Source organism: Microbacterium aurantiacum (assembly GCF_031625015.1).
Taxonomy (GTDB): domain Bacteria; phylum Actinomycetota; class Actinomycetes; order Actinomycetales; family Microbacteriaceae; genus Microbacterium; species Microbacterium aurantiacum.
The window spans coordinates 209,078-223,148 of record NZ_JAHWXH010000001.1 but is presented as its reverse complement, the minus strand read 5'-3'; the positions used below and the strand labels follow the sequence as shown (position 1 = coordinate 223,148).

General features: G+C 72.1%; 10 protein-coding genes. All 10 read left to right on the top strand.

Going from position 1 to position 14,071, the window contains the following annotated elements; all coding sequences use genetic code 11:
- Positions 1-92 precede the first annotated feature (92 nt).
- The 10 genes from coaA to KZC50_RS00930 all read left to right on the top strand — a co-directional run bounded on the left by coaA (position 93) and on the right by KZC50_RS00930 (position 14,001).
- Positions 93-1,055: a type I pantothenate kinase gene (gene coaA / locus KZC50_RS00975; RefSeq protein WP_375294558.1), complete on the top strand. Its 963-nt coding sequence runs from the start codon at positions 93-95 to the stop codon at positions 1,053-1,055.
- Positions 1,056-1,220: 165 nt separating this feature from the next.
- The gene (gene glmS / locus KZC50_RS00970) at positions 1,221-3,074 is read left to right on the top strand and encodes a glutamine--fructose-6-phosphate transaminase (isomerizing) (protein ID WP_310890269.1); all 1,854 of its coding nucleotides are present in this window, start codon (positions 1,221-1,223) and stop codon (positions 3,072-3,074) included.
- 337 nt (positions 3,075-3,411) lie between these two features.
- A complete protein-coding gene (locus KZC50_RS00965; protein ID WP_310890268.1) occupies positions 3,412-8,703 on the top strand; it encodes a metallophosphoesterase in 5,292 nt (1,763 codons plus the stop codon).
- A 216-nt stretch (positions 8,704-8,919) separates the two neighbouring features.
- Positions 8,920-9,306 carry a holo-ACP synthase gene (locus tag KZC50_RS00960; RefSeq protein WP_310890267.1) on the top strand — a complete coding sequence of 129 codons (387 nt, stop codon included), beginning with the start codon at positions 8,920-8,922 and terminating at the stop codon, positions 9,304-9,306.
- Complete coding sequence (gene alr / locus KZC50_RS00955) at positions 9,303-10,427, top strand: alanine racemase (RefSeq protein WP_310890266.1); 1,125 nt, start codon at positions 9,303-9,305, stop codon at positions 10,425-10,427. The genes KZC50_RS00960 and alr overlap by 4 nt, the downstream gene beginning before the upstream one ends.
- Positions 10,428-10,468: 41 nt before the next feature.
- The gene (gene tsaE, locus KZC50_RS00950) at positions 10,469-10,969 is read left to right on the top strand and encodes a tRNA (adenosine(37)-N6)-threonylcarbamoyltransferase complex ATPase subunit type 1 TsaE (protein ID WP_301134870.1); all 501 of its coding nucleotides are present in this window, start codon (positions 10,469-10,471) and stop codon (positions 10,967-10,969) included.
- Between the two features lie 50 nt (positions 10,970-11,019).
- Positions 11,020-11,691, top strand: coding sequence for a tRNA (adenosine(37)-N6)-threonylcarbamoyltransferase complex dimerization subunit type 1 TsaB (tsaB, locus tag KZC50_RS00945; RefSeq protein WP_310890265.1), 672 nt, complete (start codon positions 11,020-11,022; stop codon positions 11,689-11,691).
- The gene (rimI, locus tag KZC50_RS00940; protein WP_310890264.1) at positions 11,688-12,197 is read left to right on the top strand and encodes a ribosomal protein S18-alanine N-acetyltransferase; all 510 of its coding nucleotides are present in this window, start codon (positions 11,688-11,690) and stop codon (positions 12,195-12,197) included. Before tsaB ends, rimI begins: the two co-directional genes overlap by 4 nt.
- The gene (gene tsaD, locus KZC50_RS00935; protein ID WP_310890263.1) at positions 12,194-13,324 is read left to right on the top strand and encodes a tRNA (adenosine(37)-N6)-threonylcarbamoyltransferase complex transferase subunit TsaD; all 1,131 of its coding nucleotides are present in this window, start codon (positions 12,194-12,196) and stop codon (positions 13,322-13,324) included. Before rimI ends, tsaD begins: the two co-directional genes overlap by 4 nt.
- On the top strand, positions 13,321-14,001 hold the full coding sequence (locus KZC50_RS00930) for a hypothetical protein (RefSeq protein WP_310890262.1): 681 nt from the start codon (positions 13,321-13,323) through the stop codon (positions 13,999-14,001). The genes tsaD and KZC50_RS00930 overlap by 4 nt, the downstream gene beginning before the upstream one ends.
- The last annotated feature ends 70 nt before the right edge of the window (positions 14,002-14,071 follow it).

Here is a 14,071-nt window from a genome sequence, read left to right as displayed (position 1 = left end):
GCGGCATCCGTCGCCGGTCCGGTGCCGGGGGGGCCGGGGGCCGGGGGCCGTCGTGATCCGGCATCCGTAGCCGCGCGACTACGATGGGCGCGATGTCGACAGAAGACGCGCTCGCGAGCGCCCCCGCGCCCACGGCGCTGTCGCTGTACCGCGAGATCGCCCGGGACGACTGGGCGCGGCTGGCCGCGGGGATGGCGCAGCCGCTCTCCGAGACCGAGCTCCTCCAGATCCGCGGGCTCGGCGACCGCCTCGATCTCGACGAGGTCAAGCACGTCTACCTGCCGCTGAGTCGCCTGCTATCGCTCTACGCAGAGACGACGAAGCGACTCGGGGCCGACACGTCCGAGTTCCTCCGCGAGCCCGACACCACCACGCCGTTCGTCGTCGGCGTCGCCGGATCGGTGGCGGTCGGGAAGTCCACGATCGCGCGCCTGCTGCGCGAGCTCATGAGCCGGTGGCCGGGAACCCCGCGGGTCGCCCTCGTCACCACAGACGGGTTCCTCTACCCGAACGAAGAGCTCGAACGGCGCGGGCTGATGTCGCGCAAGGGCTTCCCGGAGTCGTACGACCGGCGCGCGCTGGTCTCCTTCCTCACCGACGTCAAGAGCGGGGCGGACGAGGTGCGCGCGCCGTTCTACTCGCACATGCAGTACGACATCGTGCCGAATGCCTCGATCACGGTGCGTCGTCCGGACGTCGTCATCGTCGAGGGGCTCAACGTGCTCCAGCCGCCGCCCGCCCCGAACGACGTCGCCGTCAGCGAGCTGTTCGACTTCTCGGTGTACGTCGACGCCGATCCCGCCCACATCGCCCAGTGGTACGTGGAGCGCTTCATGAAGCTGCGCAGCGGCGCGTTCGCGAACCCCAACTCGTACTTCAACGTCTACGCCGAGCTCGATGACGCTGAGGCCGAGTCCACGGCCCTGGGGTTCTGGAACTCGATCAACCTGCCGAACCTCGTCGAGAACGTCCTGCCGACCCGGCACCGTGCGTCGCTGGTGCTGCAGAAGGCCGCCGACCACACCGTCGAGCGGGTGCTGCTCCGCAAGCTCTGACCCCGCCGGGGCGTGCGTAACTCCTTCGATCCGCGCGCGATGCGCCGGTATCGGCCGGTTTCGGGGCTGCGCGCGCCGGATCGGGGGAGTTACGCACGGGGTACCCGGGCCACGCGCGCGGGCATGGGGCAAGCTCCCAACCTGGTCAGATCTAGGATTGAGCCCATGTGCGGAATCGTCGGTTATGTGGGCCCGCGGCCCAGCCAGCCCATCCTCCTCGCGGGTCTGTCGCGCCTGGAGTACCGGGGCTACGACTCCGCCGGCATCGCCGTGATCGATGACGGCGGCGACCTCGGTATGCGCAAGAAGGCCGGCAAGCTCGCCGTCCTCCGCGACGACCTCGAGTCCCATCCGCTGCCCGCCGGCACCACCGGCATCGGCCACACCCGCTGGGCCACCCACGGCGGACCCACCGACGCCAACGCCCACCCCCACCTCGCCGACGACGACAAGCTCGCCGTCATCCACAACGGCATCGTGGAGAACTACGCCCCGCTGAAGGAGGAGCTCCTCGAAGAGGGGCACACCTTCCTCAGCGAGACCGACACCGAGGTGGCCGCCGCGCTCCTCGCCCGTGAGTACCGCGCCCATGACGGCGACCTCGAGGCCGCCTTCCGCGCGACCGTCGGGCGTCTCGAAGGAGCCTTCACCCTCCTCGCCGTCCACACCGACCACCCCGGCCTCGTCGTCGGTGCGCGCCGCAACTCCCCGCTCGTGATCGGCCTCGGCGAGGGCGAGAACTTCCTCGGATCGGATGTCGCGGCCTTCGTCGAGCACACCCGCAACGCCCTCGCGATCGGCCAGGACCAGATCGTCGCGATCACTCCCGAGGGCGTGACCGTGACCGACTTCGCGGGCGACGCCGTCGAGGTCGAGCCGTTCGAGGTGACGTGGGACGCCTCTGCCGCCGAGAAGGGCGGCTGGTCGAGCTTCATGGCCAAGGAGGTCTCCGAGGAGCCCGAGGCCGTCGCGAACACGCTGCGCGGCCGCATCCGTGACGGCGCCGTGGCGATCACCGAGCTCGACGGGCTCGACGACCTCTTCCGCGGGATCTCACGCATCGTCATCATCGCCGCCGGAACCGCCGCCTATGCCGGCATGGTCGGCAAGTACGCCCTCGAAGAGTGGGCGCGCGTGCCGGTCGACGTCGACCTCGCGCACGAGTTCCACTACCGCAACCCCGTCATCGGCCCCGACACGCTGGTCATCTCCATCAGCCAGTCCGGCGAGACGATGGACACCCTCATGGCGGTCAAGTACGCCCGGGAGCGCGGCGCGAAGACGCTGTCGATCTGCAACACGCAGGGCGCGACGATCCCGCGCGAGTCCGACGCGATCGTCTACACGCACGCCGGACCCGAGGTCGCCGTCGCCTCGACGAAAGCCTTCGTCGCGCAGATCACCGCGCTGAACCTCCTCGCCCTCCACATCGCCACGGTGCGCGGCGAGCTCTCCGCCGATCAGGTCGCGGAGCAGGTCGCCGAGCTCGAGCAGATCCCCGCGAAGATCCAGCACATCCTCGACGACGAGCAGCCGCACATCGAGCAGTTCGCGCACTGGATGGCCGACACCCGCTCGGTGCTCTTCCTCGGTCGCCACGTCGGGTACCCGATCGCCCTCGAGGGTGCGCTGAAGCTCAAGGAGATCTCGTACATCCACGCCGAGGGCTTCGCCGCGGGCGAGCTCAAGCACGGACCGATCGCGCTCATCGAGCCCGGCCAGCCCGTCTTCGTCGTCGTGCCGTCGCCGCGCGAGTCGCCGGTGCTGCACTCGAAGGTCGTGTCGAACATCCGCGAGATCCACGCCCGTGGCGCCCGTGTCATCGCGGTGGCGGAGGAAGGGGATGCCGCGGTCCTGCCGATCTCGGACGAGGTCCTGCGCATCCCGCTGACCGGCGCCATCACGCAGTCGCTGCTCGCCGTCGTGCCGCTCCACATCTTCGCGATGGGACTCGCCACGGCCAAGGGCCTGGACGTCGACCAGCCGCGCAACCTCGCCAAGTCCGTCACCGTCGAGTAACGCGCGCTCCCCGTCAAACGCCGGGGTGAAATCGACCTCTCCGGGCCTCGTCGCCGCTGGAAACGTCGATTTCACCCCGGCGTTTCACCGTGTGTCGCGACGAACCGGCACCGCGGTCACGCGTCGAAAACGCGGGATGACACGCGGCCGTCGGCCCCGGCGGCCGGCCCAGAGGCTCGGATCTCCCGCGTTTTCGACACGCGAGCCGGCGGACGCGACGTTGTCGAGGCCGCGCACGTGACGTTGGCGGGGCGTTCACCGGCGGTTCACCGCGCCGACCGCTCTCGGTGGACGGGATCCCTAGCGTGACGGGGAACCCCCCACACGAAAGCGATTCATGTCACGCCTGCGTTCCCGCTCCGCCCGCTCGATCCTGTCCGTCACTCTCGCCCCGGCCCTCGTCCTCGGCCTCGTCGGGCTCTCCGTCCCGGCAGGCGCGGCCGCGGCCGAACCGGCCGCCCTTCCCGACCTCCTCGTCACCGAGATCGTCGGCGACAACGTCGGCTACGACGACTACGAGTTCTTCGAGGTGCACAACTCCTCCGCGCGGACGATCGACCTGGATGCCGAAGGCGTGGGCTTCTCGTACATCTTCGGCGACGCCGACGACCGCGGTTCCGACGTCCGCCTCACCGTCCCGTCGGGCACGACGATCGACGCGGGCGAGACCGTGGTGTTCTGGCTCAGCTACTCCACGACCACCGTCGACAGCTTCGCGCGCTCGGTCGATGATTTCCGCGCGCACTTCGCCGCCACCCAGCCGGATGCCGCGTACGACGTCGTGCGCGTCGAGGGCCAGGCGGGTATCGCCAACGGCGGCAATCGCGGCATCCGCATCGCCTCGACGGATGCCGAGATCAGCCGCTCCTTCGTCCCCTCCGGCGGGTTCGCGACCGACATGGGCACGACCTTCCGCGCCCCCGCGTCTGGCACGAGCGCCGCAGTCCTGCAGACCCTCGCGGCGCCGACCCCCGGCATCCTGAACGACGGCACGCTCACCCCGCCCGCCCCCGAAGAGCCCGAGGAGCCCGTCGCCGAGCCGCTCGTCGCCCGCGACCTCCTCGTCACCGAGTTCGCGCCGAACAACGTCGGCACCGACGCCTACGAGTACGTCGAGATCGTCAACACCACCGCGCGCGACATCGACCTGACGGATGCCGGGGTCCGCGTCGTCTACGACTACCTCACCGCCGAGAAGGACCTCGCCTACCCCGCCGGCGCCGTGGTCCCCGCGGGGGGAGTGGCGGTCCTGTGGCTGCAGTACTCCCCGAACACCGACGGTCTCACCGACGAGGACTTCCGCGCCTTCTACTCCTCGGAGGTCTCCTACACCGTCATCCCGGTCACGGGCCAGGCCGGCTTCGCCAACAGCGTCGAGCGCGGCATCCGTCTCCAGGCCGGCGACACCGTCCTGAGCGAGGCGCGCTACCTCGCGGCCCAGGTCGGCAACGGCCTCGGCGTCGACTACCGTCTGCCCTCCGACGGCGCGTCCACCGCCATGGCGACCCTCCGCGAGCTCGCCCCGGCGTCCGCGGGCATCGTCGACCCCGAGGCGCTGGTCCCGGCCCCGATCGTCCGCGACCCCGATCCGGACCTCGTCACGGCGCCGCTGCAGATCACCGAGGTCGCGCCCGACACCGCGAACATGGCCGGCGCCGACGCGTTCGAGTTCATCGAGGTCTACAACGCCACGACCGAGGCGATCGACTTCCGCGACTACAGCCTGAAGTACCTGTATCCGCTCGAGGACCTCACGAACTCCAACGCGGTGCTCTGGCCCGCGACGAACCGGAACGCCGTCATCCCCTCCGGCGGCACGATCGTCTTCTGGATCAAGAACGGCGCGAACGACGCCCTGACCGCCGCCGACTTCAACACCCACTTCGGCAGCACCCTCATCGCCGACGAGTCGCTCTTCGAGATCGCCTCCGGCGGCATGGCCAACGGCTCTCCCCGGGGCCTCGAGATCGTCACCAACACCGGCTTCAGCGTCAACCGCGCCTACTACAACCTCGGCGGCGTCGACGACACGACCGCCGACCAGCCCGTGCAGTACGCCGCGGGACGCGACGACCTCACGATGCAGACGAAGCTCGGCACCGCCGCCGCAACGCCCGGCGCCGTCTACGCCGAACAGGTCGAGCCCGGCCTCATGGTCGCCCCCGCCGACTCCACGGCGCCGACCGTCACCGACACCACGGCCGCCGAGATCGCGCCCGGTGCGGACTTCCCGATCGTCCACACCATCACCGACGACACGCAGGTGCGGACGGTCACGCTCGAGGTGAAGAGCAACCTCGACGAGGCCCCGATCCGCTTCGACCTCCTCGCCGAACGCGACGGCCAGACGTACCGCTACGTCATCCCCGCGGTCGACCTGACCGGCAAGGCGTGGTTCGAGTACCGCGTCATGGCGCGGGACGGCCGCAACCAGACCGAGGGCGAGACCACCCGCGTGGCCGTCGCCGGCGTCGACACCTCCCCGGTGCGCCTGCAGCTCGAGGACGGCCAGTGGCTCGCCGGACAGGTGGACGTCGCCGCCGGCGGCACCACCTACCCGACCGACCTCCGCCTCTCGATCGACGGCACCGAGGTCGCGGCCGATCCGCGCATCGAGCGCCCCGCCGTGTTCGCGTTCGAGGCGAGCGGCACCGACAACCTCTTCCGCAACGGCGTGCTCATCGGCGACGACATCCTGCACGTCTTCGAGCGCGGCACCTACGCGAACTGGGAGACGATCTCGGTCGAGGTCCCGGTCTCGTACCTGGAAGGCGACGAGGTCACGATCGGGGTGTGGGCGGGCACGAAGGCCAAGCCCGGCATCGACCTGAACGAGAACAACGACGACTTCTCGATCCGCGGCGTCCGCCTGATCCTGCCCGACGGTCGCACCCTCACCCCGGCCGGCTACGACGACCCCACCCGCATCCTGCCGATGGGCGACAGCACGGGGCGCCTCGACAACTTCGACGGCACGTTCACGATCCCCGCGGACGCGCGCACCGCGGTCGGCTACACGTGGGACACCACGACCGTCGCCGACGGCCCGCACCGCGTGGCTGCGGCATCCGGAGAGAACACGGTCGAGGTCGGCGTGAACGTCGACAACACCGCGCCCGAGATCACCACCGATCTCGAGGAGGGCCGCCTCTACCAGGGCGAGTTCGTCATCGACGGTCAGGCGACGGATGCCGGCGCCGGCGTCACCGCGCTCTCCGCCACCCTCGACGGGCGCGCGATCGAGCTGCCGTACCGGACCGGGTCCCTCTCACTCGGCGACGGCGACCACACGGTGCTGTTCCGGGCGACGGATGCCGCGGGCAACGTCGCCGAACGCACCGTCGTGTTCGCGACCCCGGTCGAGGAGCCCGGCAACGAGCTCCTCTCGCCGGAGGACGGGGCCGTCTTCACCGAGGACGAGGAGATCGACCTCACCGCCCGCGCGACCGACCCGACCGGCGACGTGTTGGACGTGGCGTTCCGCGAGGCGTATCGTCCCGCGATCGGCGAGGGCATCCAGGCCTTCACCGGCGAGACCGGCACGGCGCTGTCGACCGACCGCACGGCCGCACGCGCGCTGACCACCGAGGAGGCCGCGCAGATCGGCCGCTGGGACGAGGATGCCGCGACCCAGACGTCGGACACCGCGTTCCCGTACCAGCTGTTCGAGGTGGAGGTCCCGGCCGAGTCCGGCGATGACGCCCGCGTGCGCGTGCGCTGGGACGGCTCGGCCAACGCCGACGCGAAGGTGCTCCTGTACGTCCTCGGCACCGACGGGGCGTGGCACGAGTTCGACCGCGCGCTGACCACCGGCGGTGCGCCCACCGCGTTCACGCTCGAGGCGATGGTGCCGGTCGCCGGCCACGTCGCCGACGGGGTCGTGACCGTGCTCGTGCAGCACTCGGAGGGCTTCGCCGGGGAGAACCTCTCCGCGCGCGACAGCGCGATCGAGCCGAACCACCCGGAGGACACCCCGCGCGCGGAGTACGACTTCACCTTCGCGTGGGAGTCCGACACGCAGTACTACAACGAGACCTTCTACCACCACCAGCTCGCCATGCACGAGTACCTGCTGGCGGAACGGGCCGACCTGAACCTGCAGTACCTCTTCCACACCGGCGACGTCGTCAACGTCGCCGAAGACCTGGCGCAGTGGGAGCGGGCCGACCCCGCCTACGCCATGCTCGACGAGGCGGGACTGCCCTACGGCGTCCTCGCCGGCAACCACGACGTGGGCGCATTCGACGCGAACTACGACAACTACAGCCGGTACTTCGGGGCGGCGCGGTTCCAGGACAACCCCTGGTGGGGCGGCGACTACCTCGACAACCGCGGACACTACGACCTCATCACCGCCGGCGGCATCGACTTCCTCATGCTCTACATGGGCTGGGGTCCGGCGGATGCCGAGATCGAGTGGCTGAACGAGATCATCGCCCAGTACCCCGAGCGCACGGTCATGCTGAACCTGCACGAGTACATGCTGACCACCGGTGGACTCGGGCCCATGCCGCAGCGGATCCTCGAGGAGGTCGTCGCGCCGAATCCCAACGTCCGGACGGTGTTCTCCGGCCACTACCACGACGCCTTCACGCGCATCGACACGTTCGACGACGACGGTGACGGCATCGAGGAGCGCGAGGTCTACCAGATCCTCTTCGACTACCAGGGGCTCGCCGAGGGAGGCATGGGCTACCTCCGTCTGATGCACTTCGACAACGCCGGGCAGCAGGTCATCTCGCGCACCTACAGCCCGTCACTCGCCGACTACAACGCCGACGACCCGACCCTGGAGCTCGAGCACCAGGAGTTCTCGATGCCGTATGCCGGGCTCGGCATCCAGCCGATGCAGAAGGTGCTGGCCACCGACGCGTTCCGGGCCGACATCCTGACCTCGACGCCGATCGCGGAGCTCGCCGACGTCGAGAGCGGTGCGGATGCCACCGCCGCGTGGCAGCCGGGTCTCGGCACGCACGGCTGGTACCTGACCTCGGTGGACCCTTACGGGGCGACGGCCGATTCCGAGGTGCGGACGCTGATCGTCGAGGCGGCCGAAGGGCCGGGCGACGGTGAGGGCCCGGGCGACGGTGAGGGGCCCGGTGACGGCGAGGGACCCGGCGACGGGCGTCCGCAGACCCCGTCGGTTCCGGTCGCGCTCGACGACATCGACCCCGCGCTCGAGGGCGCCGTCACGGTGCCGGATGCCGTCCGCATCGGCGACCCGTTCACCGTCCGCATGGATGCTGCGCTCGCCGGGACCTGGGTCCAGCTGTGGCTGCACTCCGACCCGGTCGCGCTCGGGACGTGGACCCAGGTCGGCGCCGACGGCACCGTCTGGGCCGTGATCCCGGCCGCTACCGCCACCGGTGAGCACACCCTCGTGGTGCAGACCGCGGACGGCGTCCTCGGCTGGGCGGGCCTGGAGGTCCTCCCCGCCGCCGGCGAGGCCCCGATCGACCCGGTCGACCCGCCCGTGACCGGCGCGCCCGCCGACTCCGGGAACGCCGCCGGGCCGGGGACGCTCCCCGCCACCGGCACAGACGGGCTCGTGCTCGGGCTCGCCGCGGGCGGGGCGCTGCTCCTCCTCGCCCTGGGGGCGCTGCTGGTCATCCGCCGTCGCGCCGCCTGAGGCGGACACCCCGGAGGCCGGCACCGCGGTCTCGCGTCGAAAACGCGGGACGACACGCGGTCGCCGGCCCCGGCGGTCGGCCCCGAGGCCCCGATCTCCCGCGTTTTCGACGCGCGAGCCGGTCGCCCGCGCTTTCACCGACTCCGCGCCGAAGGCTCGGGGCACGGCGCGCGATAAAGTGGCGGATGCCGCGCCGCGGCGCGGAGGGAGGCCCCGGTGATCGTCGGGATCGGCATCGACCTGGTCGACATCGACCGTTTCGAGCGCACCCTCGCGCGGACCCCGCGCCTCGCCGAGCGCCTGTTCTCGGCATCCGAGCGCGAGCGCAAGCCCCGCTCGCTCGCCGCCCGCTACGCCGCCAAGGAAGCGCTCATCAAGGCTCTCGGCGGTTCGGACGGCGTCCACTGGACCGAGATCGAGATCACCCCCGAAGCGTCGGGGCGTCCGTGGTTCACCCTCACCGGGTCGACCGCCGAGGTCGTCGCCGCCCGCGGGATCACGACGCTGCACCTGTCGATGTCGCACGACGCGAACCTCGCCACCGCCTACGTCGTCGCCGAAGCCGGGCACGCTCCGCCGACCGTTCCGGGGGAGCCCGCATGAGCCTCCCGGTCACGCCGCGCTTCCGCGAAGCACTCGTCGACGTCTCGGCGATCGAGCACAACGTCCGGCACCTCCGCGCCCTCACCGGGTCGGAGGTCATCGCCGTGGTGAAGGCCGACGGGTACGGGCACGGCGCCGTGCGCTCCGCCGCCGCCGCGCTCGCGGGCGGTGCCGCCCGGCTCGGCGTCGCCGACATCGGCGAGGCCCTCGCGCTCCGCCGCGGCGGCATCGACGCCCCGATCCTCGCGTGGCTGCACGCACCCGGCGAGGACTTCCGCGAGGCCGCCGCCCACGGCATCGAGCTCGGCATCTCGCGCTACGAGCAGCTGCAGCAGGCCGCGGCCGCGGCATCCGCCGATCATCCCGTCGCCGTGCACCTGAAGCTCGAGACGGGCCTCTCGCGCAACGGGGTCGCCCCGGCCGACTGGCGGGTCCTCTTCGCCGAAGCCGCACGGCTCGAGCGCATCGGACACCTGCGCGTCCGCGGGATCTTCTCGCACCTCTCCAACACCTCCGTCGACGACGACCGGGCAGCCCTCCGCCGGTTCGAAGAGGGCCTCGGCGCCGCGGCGGTCGCCGGTCTCGCCCCGCCCCTCCGGCACCTCGCGGCCTCGCACGCGGCCATCGCGCTCCCCGAGGCGCGGTTCGGCTGCGTGCGCCTCGGGGTGTCGATCTACGGGCTGTCCCCGTTCGACGACAAGACGTCCGCCGACCTGGGCCTCCGCCCCGCGATGACCCTCCGCGCGCCGGTCGCGGCGGTCCGGCGCGTGCCGGCCGGCACCGGCGTCTCGTACGGCTACACCCACCGCACGGATGCCGAGACCACCCTCGCGCTCGTGCCCCTCGGCTACGCCGACGGCGTCCCGCGGCAGGCGTCGAACGCCGGACCGGTGGTCATCGGCGGACACCGCTTCGCCGTGAGCGGCCGGATCGCCATGGACCAGTTCGTCGTCGACGTCGGCGACCACCCCGTCGCGGTCGGCGACGAGGCGGTGCTCTTCGGCGATCCCACGCTCGGGATGCCGTCCGCCGACGAGTGGGCGCGCGCCGCCGACACCATCAACTACGAGATCGTCACGCGCGTCGGACCGCGCGTCGTCCGCACGCCGGTGACGTCGTGACCGGCGACAGCGTGACGCCGGGCCCGGGGAAGGAGCGCACCATGACCGGACTCGACGCGCTGATCGGAGAACGCGAGATCGCGTCTCCGGAAGCGATGGAAGACCTCGGGCGCGAGATCGGCGCCCTCCTCGGACCCGGCGACCTCGTCGTCCTCACCGGCCCCCTCGGCGCGGGGAAGACGACCCTCACCCGCGGCATCGCGGAGGCCCTCGGCGTCCGCGGTCCGATCCAGAGCCCCACGTTCGTCATCGCGCGGACGCACCCGTCCCTCGTCGGACGGATGCCGCTCATCCACGTCGACGCCTACCGGCTCGGCTCGCCCGCCGAGCTGGACGACCTCGACCTCGACCTCGACGGTTCGGTCACGATCGTCGAGTGGGGACGCGGGATGGTCGAGGGCCTCCGCGACACGTGGTGGGACGTGGAGATCGGTCGCGAGTGGCACGGACACGGTGTCGACAACGCGTGCGGCACGATCGGGCGCGAGGACGAACTCGACGCGGCCGCCCCGCGGCTCGTGACGGTGACCCGGCGGCCCTGACCAGCGGTCCTGAGCGCACCGCCGCGGGCACCCCGACTACCCTGGGAACCGTGATCCTCGGCATCGACACCTCCCTCGGCACCGCCGTCGCGGTGATCGACGACGACGGGCACGTCCGCGCCGAGGTCGAGAGCGTCGATCCGCGCGGTCACGCCGAGGTCATCGGCTCGCTCCTCGAGCGGGTCCTCGCCGAGGCCGGCGCGGTCTCCGCCGACATCACCCGCGTCGCCGCGGGCATGGGTCCCGGGCCCTTCACCGGCCTCCGGGTCGGCATCGCCGCCGCGCGCGCCTTCGCCCTCGGCGGTGACCGCGGGCGCGGCATCCGTGTGGTCCCGGTCGTGAGCCACGACGCCGTCGCCCTCGAACTCCTCCTTCACAGTGCGCTCACCGGCGGACTCGACGACGCTGACGACGAGGCGTTCGCCGTCGTCACCGACGCCCGCCGCCGCGAGGTCGCGTACACGGTCTACCGCGGCCTCGACGAAGACGGCCTCCCGCGCCGACTCGCCGAACCGGCGCTCGCCCTCCGCACCGAGATCGACGGGCTGCTCGCCGCCGGCGGCATCCTGCGACGGGATGCCGAACGGATCCCCGCCTCCCTCCTCGCTGTCGCCGCCGCCCGCGCCGTGGCCGCCGGGCGCGTGATCGGACCGGACGACGCGCTGTACCTCCGCTCGCCCGATGTGACCCTGCCCGCACCCCGCAAGAAGGTGATCGCGTGAGCATCCGCACCGCCGAGGCATCCGATCTCGACGCGATCATGGCGCTCGAGCGGGCGTCCTTCCCTTCCGACGCGTGGAGCGCCGAGATGATGCGCGCCGAGCTGGTCTCGCCGCACGGACGCTACATCGTCGACGAAGAAGCCGGCCGGGTGGTCGGGTACGCGGGCCTGCGCGCGGTCTCCGGAGCGGCGGATGCCGACATCCAGACCATCACCGTCGACGGGACGGCGCGCCGACGAGGGCGCGGCCGGACGATGCTGCGCGAACTCCTCCGCACCGCCGACGAACGCGGGGCGCGGACGGTGTTCCTCGAGGTGCGCGCCGACAACCCGATCGCCCAGGAGCTCTACCGCAGCGAGGGGTTCGTCGAGATGGGACGCCGCCCCCGGTACTACCAGCCCGACGACGTGGACGCGATCATCATGCGACTCGACCTCGCCGGCTGGACGGTGCAGGGGGCGGGTGCGGGCGCCGGTGCCGGCGCGACCCAGGGGGCGTGCTCATGAGCGGGGACGCCGGCGCGGGCGTGGCGCGCGAGCCCCTCGTCCTCGGTATCGAGACGAGCTGCGACGAGACCGGGATCGGCATCGTCCGCGGGCGGACGCTGCTGTCGAACACCATCGCGAGCTCGATGGACGAGCACGCCCGCTACGGCGGCGTCGTGCCCGAGGTCGCCGCCCGCGCGCACCTCGAAGCCCTGCAGTCGGCGATCGACGCCGCGCTCGCCGAGGCCGGAGTCTCGCTCGCCGACCTCGACGCCATCGCCGTCACCAGCGGACCGGGCCTCGCCGGGGCGCTCATGGTCGGCGTCGGCGCCGCGAAAGCCCTTGCCGTCGCGCTCGACAAACCCCTCTACGCCGTCAACCACCTCGTCGGACACATCGCCGCCGACATCCTGCGTCCGATCGGCGACAGTGCTCCGGAGACGGATGCCGCGCCGGTGGAGTACCCGACCGTCGCCCTGCTGGTCTCCGGCGGGCACACCTCGCTCCTCCTCGTGCGCGACCTCACCTCCGACGTCGAGATGCTCGGCGAGACGATGGACGACGCGGCGGGCGAGGCATTCGACAAGATCGCCCGGATCCTCGGCCTCGCCTACCCCGGCGGACCCGAGATCGATCGCGCGGCGGCGTCGGGCGACCCCCGTGCGATTCCGTTCCCGCGCGGGCTGTCGCGTGCGTCGGACATGGCTGCGCACCGCTACGACTTCTCCTTCTCGGGCCTCAAGACCGCCGTCGCCCGGTGGGTCGAGCAGCGCGAGGCGGCAGGCGAGGAGGTGCCGGTGGCCGATGTCGCGGCATCCTTCCGGGAGGCGGTCGTCGACGTCCTGGTGACGAAAGCGCTCGCCGCGTGCCGTGACCACGGCGTTCCGCGCCTGCTGCTCGGCGGGGGAGTCATCGCCAACCGGCGTCTCCGCGAGGTCGCGCTCGAGCGCGCCGCCGAGGCGGGCGTCGCCGTGCGGATCCCGCCGCTGTCGCTCTGCACCGACAACGGCGCGATGATCGCGGCGCTCGCCGCCGAGCTCATCCGCTCGGGGCGACCGGCATCCACTCTCGATTTCGGGGCGGACTCCACGCTCCCCGTGACCGAGATCCAGGTCGCTGCGCGCGAAGCCGCCGAGGCGCACCCGTGACGGATGCCGGCGACCCGCCCCTCCGCCGCCGCTCCCGCGGCGCGCAGCCGACGCCCGTGCCCTCGCTTCCCCCGCTCGTGACCGGCCCGATCCCGCCGCTGCCGACCGGTCCGATTCCGGCGGCCGCGCCCGGTGCGCCGGGCGCGCCGATGGTGCCCGCCGCACCCGCCGCGCCGATCCCCGCGCGCCCGCCGGTCCCGCCGCTGCCGCCCGGCATCCCTCCCGCTGTCTCCGCCGTGGTCGAGCCGCCGTCGCCCGACGTCGCGCTCGCCGATGAAGCATCGCCTCTCCCCGGCGCGCACCGGGGCGGATTCCACCGACTCCCGACCGCGCCGGTCGGCATCACCGAGCAGATCGCGCCCCGAGAGCCGGGCACCGAGTCCGGGCCCACCCCGACCGTGACCGCGCAGTGGCTCATGGCCTCGCCCGCACCGCCTCGTCGTGGCCTCGCGGCCTGGGCGCTGGTCTTCGCCCTCCTGGGACTCGTCGTGTCGCTCTTCGTCGGTTTCGGTTTCCCGCTCGGGCTTGTCGCGATCGTTGCGGGACTCCTGGCCCTCCGTCGCGCGCTCGAGAGCACGGCGCTGGCCTGGTGGGCGATCGGCCTCGCCGCCCTGTCGCTGGTCTACAGCGGCGGTTGGCTGTACTTCGCCGCCACCCAGACCAACCTCTTCGACTGACGTTGCGGCAGGCGGCCGCCCCGGGCCCCGCCCGGTCGAGAACGCGGGAGATTTCGGCGCGCCGGACCCG

Excerpts from the sequence above, each read along its gene's own strand:
- coaA (WP_375294558.1), top strand. The coding sequence starts at position 93 with ATGTCGACAGAAGACGCGCTCGCGAGCGCCCCCGCGCCCACGGCGCTG.
- tsaD (WP_310890263.1), top strand. The coding sequence starts at position 12,194 with ATGAGCGGGGACGCCGGCGCGGGCGTGGCGCGCGAGCCCCTCGTCCTC.
- glmS (WP_310890269.1), top strand. The coding sequence starts at position 1,221 with ATGTGCGGAATCGTCGGTTATGTGGGCCCGCGGCCCAGCCAGCCCATC.
- tsaE (WP_301134870.1), top strand. The coding sequence starts at position 10,469 with ATGACCGGACTCGACGCGCTGATCGGAGAACGCGAGATCGCGTCTCCG.
- KZC50_RS00965 (WP_310890268.1), top strand. The coding sequence starts at position 3,412 with ATGTCACGCCTGCGTTCCCGCTCCGCCCGCTCGATCCTGTCCGTCACT.
- alr (WP_310890266.1), top strand. The coding sequence starts at position 9,303 with ATGAGCCTCCCGGTCACGCCGCGCTTCCGCGAAGCACTCGTCGACGTC.